Source organism: Streptomyces sp. Ag109_G2-15 (genome assembly GCF_900215565.1).
Classification (GTDB): domain Bacteria; phylum Actinomycetota; class Actinomycetes; order Streptomycetales; family Streptomycetaceae; genus Streptomyces; species Streptomyces diastatochromogenes.
On the sequence record NZ_OCNI01000001.1, the window covers coordinates 2,497,357 to 2,510,259 of the forward strand.

At 73.1% G+C, this 12,903-nt stretch carries 12 protein-coding genes; 3 read left to right on the forward strand and 9 right to left on the reverse strand.

Annotated features, from left to right (window positions below):
- Positions 1-54 precede the first annotated feature (54 nt).
- Complete coding sequence (locus CRP49_RS10955; RefSeq protein ID WP_179851577.1) at positions 55-2,523, forward strand: DEAD/DEAH box helicase; 2,469 nt, start codon at positions 55-57, stop codon at positions 2,521-2,523.
- A 123-nt stretch (positions 2,524-2,646) separates the two neighbouring features.
- On the opposite strand, the gene CRP49_RS10960 is transcribed toward CRP49_RS10955, so the two are convergent.
- The 7 genes from CRP49_RS10960 to ssd all read right to left on the reverse strand — a co-directional run bounded on the left by CRP49_RS10960 (position 2,647) and on the right by ssd (position 7,924).
- Positions 2,647-3,036: an Rv3654c family TadE-like protein gene (locus tag CRP49_RS10960; RefSeq protein WP_097253200.1), complete on the reverse strand. Its 390-nt coding sequence runs from the start codon at positions 3,034-3,036 to the stop codon at positions 2,647-2,649.
- A gap of 253 nt (positions 3,037-3,289) precedes the next feature.
- Entirely contained in the window at positions 3,290-3,676 is a 387-nt protein-coding gene (locus tag CRP49_RS10965; protein WP_373560340.1) for a TadE family type IV pilus minor pilin, read from the reverse strand.
- Positions 3,677-3,698: 22 nt separating this feature from the next.
- On the reverse strand, positions 3,699-3,899 hold the full coding sequence (locus CRP49_RS10970; RefSeq protein ID WP_094218443.1) for a DUF4244 domain-containing protein: 201 nt from the start codon (positions 3,897-3,899) through the stop codon (positions 3,699-3,701).
- An 81-nt stretch (positions 3,900-3,980) separates the two neighbouring features.
- Complete coding sequence (locus CRP49_RS10975) at positions 3,981-4,766, reverse strand: type II secretion system F family protein (protein ID WP_097253202.1); 786 nt, start codon at positions 4,764-4,766, stop codon at positions 3,981-3,983.
- A complete protein-coding gene (locus CRP49_RS10980; protein ID WP_257033660.1) occupies positions 4,763-5,608 on the reverse strand; it encodes a type II secretion system F family protein in 846 nt (281 codons plus the stop codon). Before CRP49_RS10980 ends, CRP49_RS10975 begins: the two co-directional genes overlap by 4 nt.
- A 7-nt stretch (positions 5,609-5,615) precedes the next feature.
- Positions 5,616-6,821 carry a TadA family conjugal transfer-associated ATPase gene (locus CRP49_RS10985; protein ID WP_097253204.1) on the reverse strand — a complete coding sequence of 402 codons (1,206 nt, stop codon included), beginning with the start codon at positions 6,819-6,821 and terminating at the stop codon, positions 5,616-5,618.
- Positions 6,818-7,924 carry a septum site-determining protein Ssd gene (gene ssd / locus CRP49_RS10990; RefSeq protein WP_097253205.1) on the reverse strand — a complete coding sequence of 369 codons (1,107 nt, stop codon included), beginning with the start codon at positions 7,922-7,924 and terminating at the stop codon, positions 6,818-6,820. The genes CRP49_RS10985 and ssd overlap by 4 nt, the downstream gene beginning before the upstream one ends.
- Positions 7,925-8,506: 582 nt before the next feature.
- Between ssd and CRP49_RS10995 the strand changes: the two genes are divergently transcribed.
- Complete coding sequence (locus CRP49_RS10995) at positions 8,507-9,340, forward strand: HAD family phosphatase (RefSeq protein WP_097253206.1); 834 nt, start codon at positions 8,507-8,509, stop codon at positions 9,338-9,340.
- Positions 9,341-9,667: 327 nt separating this feature from the next.
- Here CRP49_RS10995 and CRP49_RS11000 read toward each other — a convergent pair whose 3' ends face one another.
- Positions 9,668-10,492 (reverse strand): Fic family protein, encoded by an 825-nt coding sequence (locus tag CRP49_RS11000; protein WP_097253207.1) that lies wholly within the window; start codon positions 10,490-10,492, stop codon positions 9,668-9,670.
- Between the two features lie 100 nt (positions 10,493-10,592).
- Here CRP49_RS11000 and CRP49_RS11005 point away from each other — a divergent pair, with 100 nt between their 5' ends.
- On the forward strand, positions 10,593-11,573 hold the full coding sequence (locus tag CRP49_RS11005) for an ATP-binding protein (protein WP_179851578.1): 981 nt from the start codon (positions 10,593-10,595) through the stop codon (positions 11,571-11,573).
- A gap of 3 nt (positions 11,574-11,576) precedes the next feature.
- On the opposite strand, the gene CRP49_RS11010 is transcribed toward CRP49_RS11005, so the two are convergent.
- Positions 11,577-12,839: a hypothetical protein gene (locus tag CRP49_RS11010; RefSeq protein ID WP_097253209.1), complete on the reverse strand. Its 1,263-nt coding sequence runs from the start codon at positions 12,837-12,839 to the stop codon at positions 11,577-11,579.
- Positions 12,840-12,903 lie beyond the last annotated feature (64 nt).

Here is a 12,903-nt window from a genome sequence, read left to right on the forward strand (position 1 = left end):
GTCGCCCCTCGGGACACCTCGGCTTGCGGCCCCCGGGACGCAACGCCAGCCGCGATGGCATTCAATCACTTACCGGCAGGCGTGCACGACGCCTTGGCTCCATTGTCCGCTACGCCAGTGACACACTCGGTGCCGATGGCCAAGAATCACCGATCCGATCGACCCCTGGCGGACCCGGCGTCCCGCCCGTCTCCGGGCACCGTTCTGGACCGGCTCGCCTCCGGGCCGAGCCGCTCCGCGCGCATCACTCATACGGAGCACTTGCCCCCGCGCGCGGGTCGGCATGCCGTCTGGCCTGATCGGATTCGCTCGGAAGTGATCGCGGCCGTGCAGGCGTGCGGCATCGAGCACCCCTGGGCCCACCAGGCGCTGGCCGCCGAGCACGCCCTGGACGGCGACTCGGTGGTCGTCGCCACCGGCACCGCCTCCGGGAAGTCCCTCGCCTACCTCGTGCCCGTCCTGTCCGCCCTCCTGGACGGCTCCGAGGCCCCCAACGGCCGCGGCGCCACCGCCCTCTACCTCGCGCCCACCAAGGCGCTCGCGGCGGACCAGTGCCGGTCGGTGAAGGAACTTTCACAACCGCTGGGCACCTCGGTACGCCCGGCCGTGTACGACGGCGACACGCCGTTCGAGGAACGCGAGTGGATCCGCCAGTACGCGAACTACGTCCTCACCAACCCCGACATGCTGCACCGGGGCATATTGCCGTCCCACCCCCGCTGGTCCTCCTTCCTGAAGTCGCTCAAGTACGTCGTCATCGACGAGTGCCACACCTACCGGGGCGTCTTCGGCTCGCACGTCGCCCAGGTGCTGCGCCGCCTGCGCCGCCTGTGCGCCCGCTACGGCGCCTCGCCCGTCTTCCTGCTGGCCTCCGCGACCGCCGCCGAGCCCGCCGTCGCCGCCCGCCGGCTGACCGGCCTGCCGGTGGTCGAGGTCGCCGACGACGCCTCCCCGCGCGGGGAACTCGTCTTCGCCCTCTGGGAGCCCCCGCTCACCGAGCTGCACGGCGAGAAGGGCGCGCCCGTCCGGCGTACCGCCACCGCCGAGACCGCCGACCTGCTCACCGACCTCACCGTGCAGGGCGTGCGCTCCGTGGCCTTCGTGCGCTCCCGGCGTGGCGCCGAGCTGATCTCGGTGATCGCCCAGGAGCGGCTCGCCGAGGTCGACCGCTCCCTGGTCCGGCGTGTCGCGGCCTACCGCGGTGGCTACCTCCCCGAGGAGCGCCGCGCCCTCGAACGCGCCCTGCACTCCGGCGAACTCCTCGGCCTCGCCGCCACGACGGCCCTGGAACTGGGCGTGGACGTCTCGGGGCTGGACGCGGTGGTGATCGCCGGGTACCCGGGCACGCGGGCGTCCCTGTGGCAGCAGGCGGGCCGCGCGGGCCGCTCCGGGCAGGGCGCCCTGGCGGTGCTGGTGGCCCGCGACGACCCGCTGGACACCTTCCTCGTCCACCATCCGGAGGCCCTGTTCGACCAACCGGTCGAATCCACGGTCCTCGACCCCGACAACCCCTACGTCCTCGCCCCGCACCTGTGCGCCGCCGCCGCGGAGATCCCGCTGACCGAGGAGGACCTGGACCTCTTCGGCCCCGCGTGCGAAGAGCTGCTGCCGCAGCTGGAGGCCGCGAAGCTGCTGCGCCGCCGGACGAAGGCCTGGCACTGGACGCGCCGGGAGCGGGCCGCCGACCTGACCGACATCCGGGGCGCGGGCGGGCGGCCCGTGCAGGTCGTCGAGGAGGGCACGGGGCGGCTGCTCGGCACGGTGGACGCGGCCGCCGCCCACTCCACGGTCCACGAGGGCGCCGTGCACCTGCACCAGGGCCGCACCTACCTCGTCCGTTCCCTCGACCTGGAGGACTCGGTCGCCCTGGTCGAGCAGGCCGATCCGCCGTACTCGACGGTCGCCCGCGACACCACGTCCATCTCCGTCCTGGAGACGGACATCGAGGTGCCCTGGGGCGCCGGCCGCCTCTGCTACGGCTCCGTCGAAGTCACCAACCAGGTGGTCTCCTTCCTTCGCAGACGACTCATCACGGGCGAAGTGCTGGGCGAGACGAAACTCGACCTCCCTCCTCGTACGCTGCGCACGCGCGCGGTGTGGTGGACGGTCACCGAGGACCAGCTCGACGAGGCCCGGATCAACCCGGAGATCCTCGGCGGCTCCCTGCACGCCGCCGAGCACGCCTCGATCGGCATGCTGCCCCTCTTCGCGACCTGCGACCGCTGGGACATCGGCGGCGTGTCGGTGCCGCTCCACCCCGACACGCTCCTGCCCACGGTCTTCGTCTACGACGGCCACCCCGGCGGAGCGGGCTTCGCCGAGCGCGCCTTCCACACCGCCCGCGCCTGGCTCGCCGCCACCCGGGAGGCCATCGCCTGCTGCGAGTGCGAGTCCGGCTGCCCGTCCTGCATCCAGTCCCCCAAGTGCGGCAACGGCAACGATCCGCTGCACAAGCGGGGGGCCGTACGGCTCCTCACGGTGCTGTTGCGAGGGGCGCCGGAGGAGAAGCCGGACGAGGGCTGAGGGGCGCGGCGTCTGGGGCAGGTACCTGACCTGCGGCCGGGGCGAGTGCCTGATCCGCGGCCGGAGCAGGTGCCTCACCCGCGTCCTGGGGCAGGTACCTCACCCGCGGCCGGGTCAGGTGCCTCACCGCAGGGCGGACGGCACCGGTCCTGGCGGCTCCGGCCCCGCCGGCCCCGCTCTGGCCCTGACCTCCGCCGCGAACGGCCCCCGTCCCGACGCCGCCGTCACGTCCGAGGTCTCGCCCACGATCGCGCACCGCACCAACCGGGCCCCCTGAGCGGCCGCCACCCGCTCCGCTCGGGCACAGGCCTCCGCACCGCCCTCGGCCCAGTGGTCCGCCGCCGCGAGCGCCGCCAGATCCGCACCGCCCGCCGCCCGATGCCGCACGACCACGGCCTGCCCGAGGGCGAGCACGGCACCGAAGACCACACAGAGCACGGCAATCGCCCCGAGGCTCCAGACGGTGGCGGACCCACGATCCGAGTACCGAAGCTCTCGCCGACGGCACTTCATGGCCCACCTCCCAGGTCCGCGGGGCTGGGGTGGCGATCCATGGCTCCAACTCCCAGGTCCCCGGGGTCAGGACTGCGATCCACGGCCGCACCTCCCAGGTCCCCGTGACCGAGGCAGCGATCCACAGCCCCACCTCCCAAGTCCCCGTGACCACGGCGGCGATCCACGGCCGCACCACCCAAGTCCCCGCAGCCAGGGCCGCGATCCACGGCCCCACCTCTCAGGCCCGCACAGCCATCGCGAGGCCGGCGCGTCATCGCCCCACCTCCCCCGTCCCCGCCGCCGCACCCGGGCCAGGGCCCTGACCCTGGCCCTGGCCCGCCCCAACGGTCTCCTCCGCCAGCGCCACGGCCTCCTCCCGCACCTCGAACGGCACCCCGGTCAGCAGCGGCGGCTTGGCCACCACCGTCACCCGGACCTGGTCGTTCTCCCGGCCGACCGTCACCCGCGCCCCACGCGGGGCCGCCTCCCGGGTCACCTCCACCACGGCGTCGGGCGGGTCCTGCCGGGCGGCGGCCCGGGCGCCCGTGCGGGCGGCGTCCACGCACTGGATCTGCGCCGCCACCACGAGCAACGCCCAGACCAGCGCCATGGTGAACGCCACCAGCACGGACAGCACCATGGCCGACTCCGCGGTCACGAACCCCCGGTCCACCCCTCGCTCACATCCGCGCACTGAGGGCTCGCTTCACGATGGCCTGCAGCTCCGCCTTGACCTGGCCGCTGGTGACGACCTCGTAGAGCAGCAAGGCGAACCCGACCGCCGCGATGATCCCCATCGCGTACTCGGAGGTCACCATTCCCGCGTCCCCGCGGCACCGCTCCCGCAGGCGCACCCACAGCTTTCCGGCCCTGTCCCACACCTTGAGGTTCCGCACCTCAAACTCCTCTCGTTCCAGCTCTGTTGTCCGATGTCCGACTCACCCGTGCTCGTCGCCGCCTCGTCAGCCCCCGCCCCCTCCCACCACTCCGCCCGCCAGCCCGATCACCACGGGCAGCACGCCGATCGCGATGAACGCGGGCAGGAAGCACAGCCCCACCGGCGCGGAGACCATGACGGCCGCCCGGCGGGCCCGGGCCGTGGCATCGCGAGCCCACTCCCCGCGCGCGTCCGAGGCGAGGCGGGCGACGGGCGCCGCCGCGGGCAGCCCCGACTCGTCGGCCCGCTCCAGCAGCCGGGCCAGGGCCCCGGCGCCGGGCAGCGCGGCCAACCGCCGCCAGGCGTCGCCCGGTTCGCCACCGAGCCGTACCTCCGCCGCACCCCACGCCAGGGCGTCCCCGACGGGTCCACCGAGGGCCTCTCCCACCGCCTGCGCGGCGATCACCGGACCGGCGCCGGCCGCGATGCAGGCCGCCAGCAGGTCGGCGGCGAGCGGGAGTTGGCGGGCGGCCAGGCCCGTGTCGATCTCCTCCGCCGGGCCCGCCTGCGCCTGCCGGCGCCGCCATCGCCACAGTCCCGCGGCGACACCGAGCCCCACGACCGCACCGGCGACCCCGCCGACCAGCACCCACGCACCGCACACCGCTCCGGCCACCGGCAGCCACCGCCGTACCGCCGCGCCGGCCTCGAAGGACGGCCCGGACGCGGCCGTCTCCAGGGCCAGCAGTTCGGCCACCCGACGCCGCGCCCGACGGCGGCGCCGGGTCATGTCCAGCCGCAGGACCGCCCAGCCGAGGGCCAGCACGACGGCCGTGGCCGTCCCCAGCCTGTGGACGACTTCTCCGCTCATACCGCCTCAGCTCCCCGTACGATCCGCGCCGCCCACCACATCCCGGCGCCCTCGAACACCGCCCCGGCCACCAGGCAGCCCAGCCCGGCCCCGCTGTGCAGCAGCACCCGCAGCGGATCGGCACCCATGGCCGAGCCGAGCAGCAGCCCGAGGACGGGCAGCGCGGCGAGCATCAGTGCCGTCGCCCGGGCGCCCGCCAACTGGGCACGCAGGTCGGCACGCTGGTCCCGTTCGGCACGCAGGGCCGCGTCGAGCCGGTCGAGGCCGGCGGCGAGTCCGGCGCCCTGGTCCACGGCCACCCGCCAGCAGGCGGCGAGCCCCAGCAGTCCCTCGGCACCCGGCTGGCGAGCCGCGACGGCCAGCGCGCCCGGCACGTCCCCGCCGAACCGCGCCGCCGCGACCACGGCCGCCTGCGCGTCCCCGAGCCCGCCGGAGTCCCGCGCGGCCCACAGCAGTGCCTCTGCGGGCTGCCGCCCCGCACGCACCTCCCCGGCGAGCGCCCCGCACAGGCCGATCACCGCATCCGCGCGACCTTCCCGGGCCCGCCCGGCCTGCCGGGCCAGCCGCATCCGGCGCAGCACCGGCACCCCGGCCGCCCCCGCGACGGCCGGAATCACCGAGGCACCCAGCAGCGCGAGCAGCAGCCCGGCCGCGAGTGACCACCACTCGGCGCCCACCCTCCCGCGCAGCCGCCGCAGTTCGGCCACGGCCTGCTCCCACGAGGGCGGACCGGCCTCCACCACTCCGCCGCCGGCCAGCAGCAGCCGCGCCCGCCGCATCCCGTAGTGCCGTCCGCCCAGCAGCCAGACCGCCGCCCCGGCGCAGGCCGCCGCCGCGCCCATGGACATCTCAGTGCTCACTTCCGTCGCTCCTCTCGCTCCCGAACTCACCGCGCAGCAGCTCCCGCAGCCGCTCCCAGCCGCGTTCCCGGGCGAAGGCCCGCGCGCCCCACCGCAGTGCCGGTACGGTCCGCACCAGCCCCGAGGCATCCCGCTCCAGCACGTGCACCTCGGCGATCCGGCGCCGCCCGCACCTGTCCCGCACGAGGTGGAGCACCACCGACAGCGCGGCCGCCAACTGGCTGTGCAGCGCGGCCCGGTCGAGCCCGGCCGCCGTCCCGAGCGCCTCCAGGCGGGCCGGTACGTCGGTGGCCGTGTTGGCGTGCACGGTGCCGCAGCCGCCCTCGTGGCCGGTGTTGAGCGCGGCCAGCAGATGGACCACCTCGGGGCCGCGCACCTCACCCACGACCAGCCGGTCGGGCCGCATCCGCAGCGCCTGCCGGACGAGGTCCTCCAGGGTGACCAGGCCGGCGCCCTCCTGGTTCGCCGGCCGGGTCTCCAGCCGTACGACGTGCGGGTGTTCCGGTCGCAGCTCGGCCGAGTCCTCGGCGAGCACGATCCGCTCACCGGGCCCGACGAGGCCGAGCAGGGCGCTCAGCAGGGTCGTCTTGCCACTGCCGGTGCCCCCGCTGACGAGGAAGGACAGCCGGGCCGCCAGCAGTGCCCGCAGGATCCGGTCCCCGCCGGGCGGCACGGTGCCCGCCTCGACCAGTTCCTCGAGGGTGAACGCCCGGGGCCGCACCACCCGCAGGGACAGACAGGTGCAGCCGACGGCCACCGGAGGCAGTACCGCGTGGAGCCGGGTCCCGTCGGGCAGCCGGGCGTCCGCCCAGGGCTTCGCGTCGTCCAGCCGGCGTCCGGCCACGGCTGCCAGCCGCTGCGCGAGGCGTCGTACGGCGGCCGCGTCGGGGAAGGTCACCGGGGCCCGCTCCAGTCCGCCACCGCGATCCACCCACACCCGGTCCGGGGCGGACACCAGGACGTCGGTGACGCCCGGGTCGGCGAGCAGCGGCTCCAAGGGGCCGGTGCCGACGAGTTCGGACCGCAACTGCTCGGCCGCGCCGAGCACTTCGGCGTCGCCCAGTACCCGGCCCTGTTCGCGCAGTGCCTGGGCCACGCGCGCGGGGGTGGGTTCGGCGCCGCTCTCGGCCAGCCGGCGGCGGACTCCGTCGAGCAGGGCCGCGCCGTCGGCCCGGTCCAGCCCGGGGAGCGTCATCGCGGGCCTCCCGCCTCGACCAGCGCCTGTTCCCAGAAGGTGGTGCAGAAGCGGGCCATGGGGCCGCGTCCGGTCGCGCCGGGCGGTTTCGCGGTTCCCCGGGGGCGCAGCAGCGCCGGTTCGACGGGCACCTCGCCGGCCAGGGGCAGGCCGAGCAGCCGGGACACCTCGCGGTCGTCCAGGCCGGGTGCGTACGGCCCACGGACCGCCACGCGCAGGTCCCGTACGACCATGCCGACCGCCGAGGCCACCCGGCCCGCTGCCGCGACCGCGCGCAGTTCGGCCGGGACGACCAGGAGCGCCAGATCGAGTTGGGCGAGGGCTTCGGCGACCCCGTCGTCCAGGCGGCGCGGGAGGTCGACCACGACCGTGCCGCCGCGCCGCCGGGCGGCGGCGAGCACCGCGCGCACGGCCTGGGGCGGGATCGCGACGCAGTCGCCGCGATCCCAGCTGAGTACGCGCAAGGAGTGCAGCTGGGGCAGCGACTCCTCCAGGGCGCCGCCGCCGACCCGGCCGCGCGAGGCGGCGAAGGCGGGCCAGCGCAGTCCCTCGGCGCTCTCGCCGCCGAGGAGGACGTCGAGTCCGCCACCCAGAGGATCGGCGTCCACGAGCAGGGTGCGCAGTCCCTCGCGCGCGGAGGTGACGGCGAGCGCGCACGCCAGCGTGGACGCGCCGGCCCCGCCCCGGCCGCCGATGACCCCGACGGTGAGGGCCGGGCGGCCGACGCCCTCGGCGACGTCGGCGATCCGGTCGACCAGCCACTGCTCGCCGTCGGGCAGCATCAGGACGTGGTCGGCGCCGATCTGGACGGCCCTTTTCCACACCCCGGAGTCGTCCTGGTCGCGGCCGACCAGCACCACACCGCGCCGGCGCGCGCCACCGCGCACCTGGCGGGCGGCGTCGTCGCCGACCAGGACGAGCGGGGCCGCTTCCCAGCCACCTCCGTGGTCCGGCACGCCGGGGTGGACCTCCGGTGTGGCGCCCGCGGCCGCGCACAGGCGCAGCAGATCGTCGAGCAGTTCGGCGTCCTCGGTGACGATGAGCGGCCGTCCCGGCCGGCCTCCGGTGGCGGGCGGCGGGTCATGGGTGACGGTTCCGGACACGTGTGCTCCCCCTTCGCTGTGTCTTCCGCGCAGCCTCTGCGGCCCCGCGATTCCCAAAGATGTGAAGAACCGGCAACCGGCCTCCATATGAACGGCCGATAGGAACCGGCCATACACGCCCCGGCAATCAGAACCGGCCATGAACTCGCCGCGGTCGGAGCGCGCAGGAATCACGGTGCAGCGAACCGGGAAATCGTGTGGATCTTGGTCGAAAACCGTGGACAACTCAGTGGTTGTGAATATCGCCGTCACCCATACCGGTGACCCCTGTACTGGCCCCTGTGCGACTTCCACAGAGCAGCGCTGCGATTACCGCGAGTAACGAAACGCGGGCATGACGAAGGGGCGGCCCATGCCGCCCGCTACCGGTCCCGCGACCGTTGAAGAAGGAAGAAAACCCGCCCGGACATGCGACGACCCCCACCGGGGGGGAGAGTGGGGGTCGTCTCCACGGCCGACTCGGGGGGGGAGGAGCCGGACCGGGTTAGCACGGTCGCGAACGATCCGTGACTTCCATGGTGTACCCGAGAGCCCTCTCAGGCAAACCCACGCGTCCCACCTTACGCCGAATGGTGGGCGCCTATGCTCAGGGGCGTGGAAAACCACTCCTTGCCCCGCGCAGCAGCCTTCTTTGACCTGGACAAGACGGTCATTGCGAAGTCGAGCGCGCTCACCTTCAGCAAGTCGTTCTACCAGGGCGGTCTGATCAACCGCAGGGCCGCACTGCGTACCGCATACGCCCAGTTCGTCTTCCTGGTCGGCGGCCTCGACCACGACCAGATGGAGCGCATGCGCGAGTACCTGTCCGCACTGTGCCGCGGCTGGAACGTCCAGCAGGTGAAGGAGATCGTCGCCGAGACGCTGCACGACCTGATCGACCCGATCATCTACGACGAGGCCGCCTCCCTCATCGAGGAGCACCACACGGCCGGCCGCGACGTCGTGATCGTGTCCACCTCGGGCGCCGAGGTGGTCGAGCCGATCGGCGAGCTGCTCGGCGCCGACCGGGTGGTGGCCACGCGCATGGTCGTCGGTGAGGACGGCTGCTTCACCGGGGAGGTCGAGTACTACGCCTACGGCCCGACCAAGGCCGAGGCGATCAGGGAGCTGGCCGCGTCCGAGGGGTACGACCTCGACCGCTGCTACGCCTACAGCGACTCCGCGACCGATCTGCCCATGCTCCAGGCGGTCGGGCACGCGCACGCCGTGAACCCGGACCGCGCACTGCGCCGCGAGGCCCTCGCGCGCGGATGGCCGGTCCTGGAGTTCCGCCGGCCGGTCCGGCTCAAGCAGCGGCTCCCCACGCTCTCCGTACCGCCGCGTCCGGCCCTGGTCGCGGCGGCGGCCATAGGAGCGGCGGCCGCGACCGCAGGCCTCGTCTGGTACGCCAGCCGACGCCGCAGCATCGCCTCGTAACCCATTTGCCCTGTTTGATACTGAAAGTAAAGAAGTGCAGGCGAGGGTTCCGCTCACTCCCCGCTTGCAGTAGAAAGGATTTAGGCCCGCGAGACCAAAGGCCATCCGAGAGGATTCCCTGACGCTACGCACATGGCCCCACGGACCCTTGCATGAACACTGGGCACCCACGCGACGTCGACCCGTCGATTACGGGCCAGCCGCACCAGGTGACGGGCAAAGTTCCCGACCTGATGGGCACATATCGAGGACGCCTGGTAACCGGGTGAACATGCCAGCGGCGGTACGAGTTCTCGTACCGCCGCAACCCGTGTCCGGGGAGTTCCCTCAGGCCGCCCCACGCTGCAGCGCCTCGCACACCGCGGTGGACTCGCGTACGCCCAGCTCGACCGCCCGGCCGCAGTGGGCGATCCAGGCCGCCACGCCCTCGGGGGTGCCGGAGACGTACCCGTCCAGCGCGGCGAGGTAGGCGGCGCGGCCCAGTTCGGCGTGGCCCACCTCGGCCGGGCAGATCGCCTTCGGGTCGAGACCGCTGCCGATCAGGACGATCCGCTCGGCCGCGCGCGCGACCAGGCCGTTGTGCGAGGTGAAGGGCCGCAGCGCGAGCAGTTCGCCGTGCACCACGGCAGCCGTCACCAGCGCGGGAGCGGAGGTCCCCGCGACGATCAGGTCCGCCAGGCCCTCCAGCCGGCCGGACACCTCCCGGGCGTCCGGCAGCGGCAGCTCGATCAGCGGCTCGTCGACCGGCTCGCCCGCCTGGCGCGGCCGGCCGACCTCGTCACCCTTGTCCGCGGCGGCCACCAGATGCAGCCGGGCCAGCACCCTGAGGGGTGTCTGCCGCCAGATGGACAGCAGCTGCCCCGCCTCGGCCGTCAGCCGCAGCGCCGCGCCCATGACGTGCGCCTCGGCGTCGACGCTGAAGTCGGTGCGCCGCCGCACCTCCTCCAGGGCCCAGTCCGCACCGGACAGCGCCGCCGAACCGCGGGCGCCGCGCAGCGCGGCCTCGGAGGTGATCTCGTTGCTGCGGCGCCGCATGACCCGGTGTCCGTAGACCCGGTCCACGGCCTTGCGCACGGATTCCACGGACTCGGCCACACCGGGCAGCGAGCCCAGGGCCGCGAGCGGATCGGCGGTCGCGCCTGTCGTACTCATGAGTACGACATTACGCACACCTCCCCCTCACCCCACGAAGGAGTGGTCTTCTTCACTCCGACTGACACATACAGCTATCAGCTGACTACCCTTGGTGAACATGAAAATTGCTTTCGTCGGGAAGGGCGGCAGCGGCAAGACCACGCTCTCCTCCCTCTTCATCCGCCATCTGGTGGCCTCCGGCGCCCCGGTGGTCGCCATCGACGCGGACATCAACCAGCACCTCGGCCCCGCGCTCGGCCTGGAGGAGGCGGCAGCGGCCGCGCTGCCCGCCATGGGCGAACGGCTGTCCCTGATCAAGGACCACCTGCGCGGCTCCAACCCGCGCATCTCCTCCGCCGCGACGATGATCAAGACGACCCCGCCCGGCGAGGGCTCGCGGCTGGTCCGGGTGCGGGAGCCCAACCCGGTGTACGACGCCTGCGCGCGCCCGGTGGAACTCGACGGCGGCGCCGCCCGTTTGATGGTCACGGGCCCCTTCACGGACGCCGACCTGGGGGTCGCCTGCTACCACTCCAAGACGGGAGCGGTGGAGCTGTTCCTGAACCACCTCGTCGACGGCCCCGACGAGTACGTCGTGGTCGACATGACGGCGGGTTCGGACTCCTTCGCCTCCGGCATGTTCACCCGCTTCGACATGACGTTCCTCGTCGCCGAGCCGACCCGGAAGGGGGTCTCCGTCTACCGCCAGTACAAGGAGTACGCCCGCGACTTCGGCGTCGCCCTGAAGGTCGTGGGCAACAAGATCCAGGCACCGGACGACATCGACTTCCTGCGCGCGGAGGTCGGGGACGACCTGCTCGTGACGGTCGGGCACTCCGACTGGGTGCGCGCGATGGAGAAGGGCCGTCCGCCCCGGTTCGACCTCCTGGAGGAGGACAACTCCCGTGCCCTGCGCACCCTCCGGGCCGCCGCCGACGCCACGTACGAGCTGCGCGACTGGGAGCGCTACACACGCCAGATGGTGCACTTCCACCTGAAGAACGCCGAGGCGTGGGGCAACGAGCGCACCGGGGTCGACCTGGCGGCGCAGGTCGACCCCGGGTTCATGCTCGGCGAGAGTGTGGCAACTCCCGTCTGACGTCTACTGCTTGACCGCCGGCGCCCCGGGGACTCCCTTCGGCGCCGGAGCCGGGTGGCTGGAGAGGAAGGACGCCCAGCCCTGCCGGGGCGCCTCGCCCACCTCCAGGGTGCGCAGCTTCGCCAGCGTCTGCGGATCCTGGGCGTCCAGCCAGTCGACGAGCTGGTGGAAGGAGACGCAGCGCACCTCGGACTTGTTGCACACCTCCTTCACCACCTCGTCGATGGCCCGCATGTAGGTGCCGCCGTTCCAGGACTCGAAGTGGTTGCCGATGATCAGGGGCGCGCGGTTGCCGTCGTAGGCCCGGTAGAAGCCCTTGAGCAGGCCGTCGCGCATCTGGTCGCCCCAGTAGTCGTACTTGTCGGGGTCGCCCTGGGTCTGCGTGCCGGACTGGTTGACCATGAAGTTGTAGTCCATGGTCAGCTGCTCATAGGTGTGCCCGGGGAAGGGGACCAGCTGCATGGACACGTCCCACAGGCCCTCCCTCTTCTTGGGCCAGACCTGGTCGTTGACTCCGCTGGAGTCGTAGCGGAAGCCCAGTTGGCGGGCCGCCTTCATGAAGTTCTTCTGCCCTTCCAGGCAGGGGGTGCGGGCGCCGATCAGCTCCTTGTCGTAGTCGAAGGGCAGGGGGGCCGCGTTCTTCATGGCGGTGTTGGTCTTCCAGGTCTTCACGAACTCCTTGGCCTGGGCGATCTCACTCTTCCACTCCTTCACCGACCACTCGCCGACCCCGCCGTCGGGGCCGCAGAAGTGGCCGTTGAAGTGGGTGCCGATCTCGTTGCCCTCCAGCCAGGCCAGCCGCACCTGCTTGAGGGTGTCGGCGATGCCCTGCTCGTCGTTGAAGCCGATCTCAGAGCTGCCCGGCGAGTGCTGCGGGGGGCGGTAGAGGTCGCGCTTCTCCTCCGGCAGCATGTACACGCCGCTGAGGAAGTACGTCATCGTCGCGTGGTTCTCCTTGGCGACCTTGCGGAAGTGCGAGAACAGCTTCTGGCTGTCCTCACCCGCGCCGTCCCAGGAGAACACCACGAACTGCGGGGGCTTTTCACCGGGCTTCAGCCGCTCGGGGCTGGGCAGGTGCGGTTGCGCACCGGTGAACGCGGTGGACCCGTCGCCGATCAGACGGAGCACGCTGTTGGGCGCCGGCGCTCCCTTTCTCGGGCCGGACGCCCCTTCCTTCGTGCCGCTGGAACTCGCGCAACCGGCGAGCGACGCGGCACAGGCCGCGGCGGCCACGGCGCCGGCGGCGATCCTTTGGGTGGCGGCCATATTCCGCCCACCTTCTTCCTTCTCTCAGCCCAACGCTGACGAGGGCGTTTTGTGGTGATCTGCC

Coding starts and splice junctions, on each gene's coding strand:
- CRP49_RS10985 (WP_097253204.1), bottom strand. CDS start 6,821: ATGACGCTCCCCGGGCTGGACCGGGCCGACGGCGCGGCCCTGCTCGAC.
- CRP49_RS10975 (WP_097253202.1), bottom strand. CDS start 4,766: ATGAGCGGAGAAGTCGTCCACAGGCTGGGGACGGCCACGGCCGTCGTG.
- CRP49_RS11000 (WP_097253207.1), bottom strand. CDS start 10,492: ATGAGTACGACAGGCGCGACCGCCGATCCGCTCGCGGCCCTGGGCTCG.
- CRP49_RS10955 (WP_179851577.1), top strand. CDS start 55: ATGGCATTCAATCACTTACCGGCAGGCGTGCACGACGCCTTGGCTCCA.
- CRP49_RS10960 (WP_097253200.1), bottom strand. CDS start 3,036: ATGAAGTGCCGTCGGCGAGAGCTTCGGTACTCGGATCGTGGGTCCGCC.
- CRP49_RS10995 (WP_097253206.1), top strand. CDS start 8,507: ATGCTCAGGGGCGTGGAAAACCACTCCTTGCCCCGCGCAGCAGCCTTC.
- CRP49_RS10980 (WP_257033660.1), bottom strand. CDS start 5,608: ATGGGCGCGGCGGCGGCCTGCGCCGGGGCGGCGGTCTGGCTGCTGGGC.
- CRP49_RS11005 (WP_179851578.1), top strand. CDS start 10,593: ATGAAAATTGCTTTCGTCGGGAAGGGCGGCAGCGGCAAGACCACGCTC.
- CRP49_RS11010 (WP_097253209.1), bottom strand. CDS start 12,839: ATGGCCGCCACCCAAAGGATCGCCGCCGGCGCCGTGGCCGCCGCGGCC.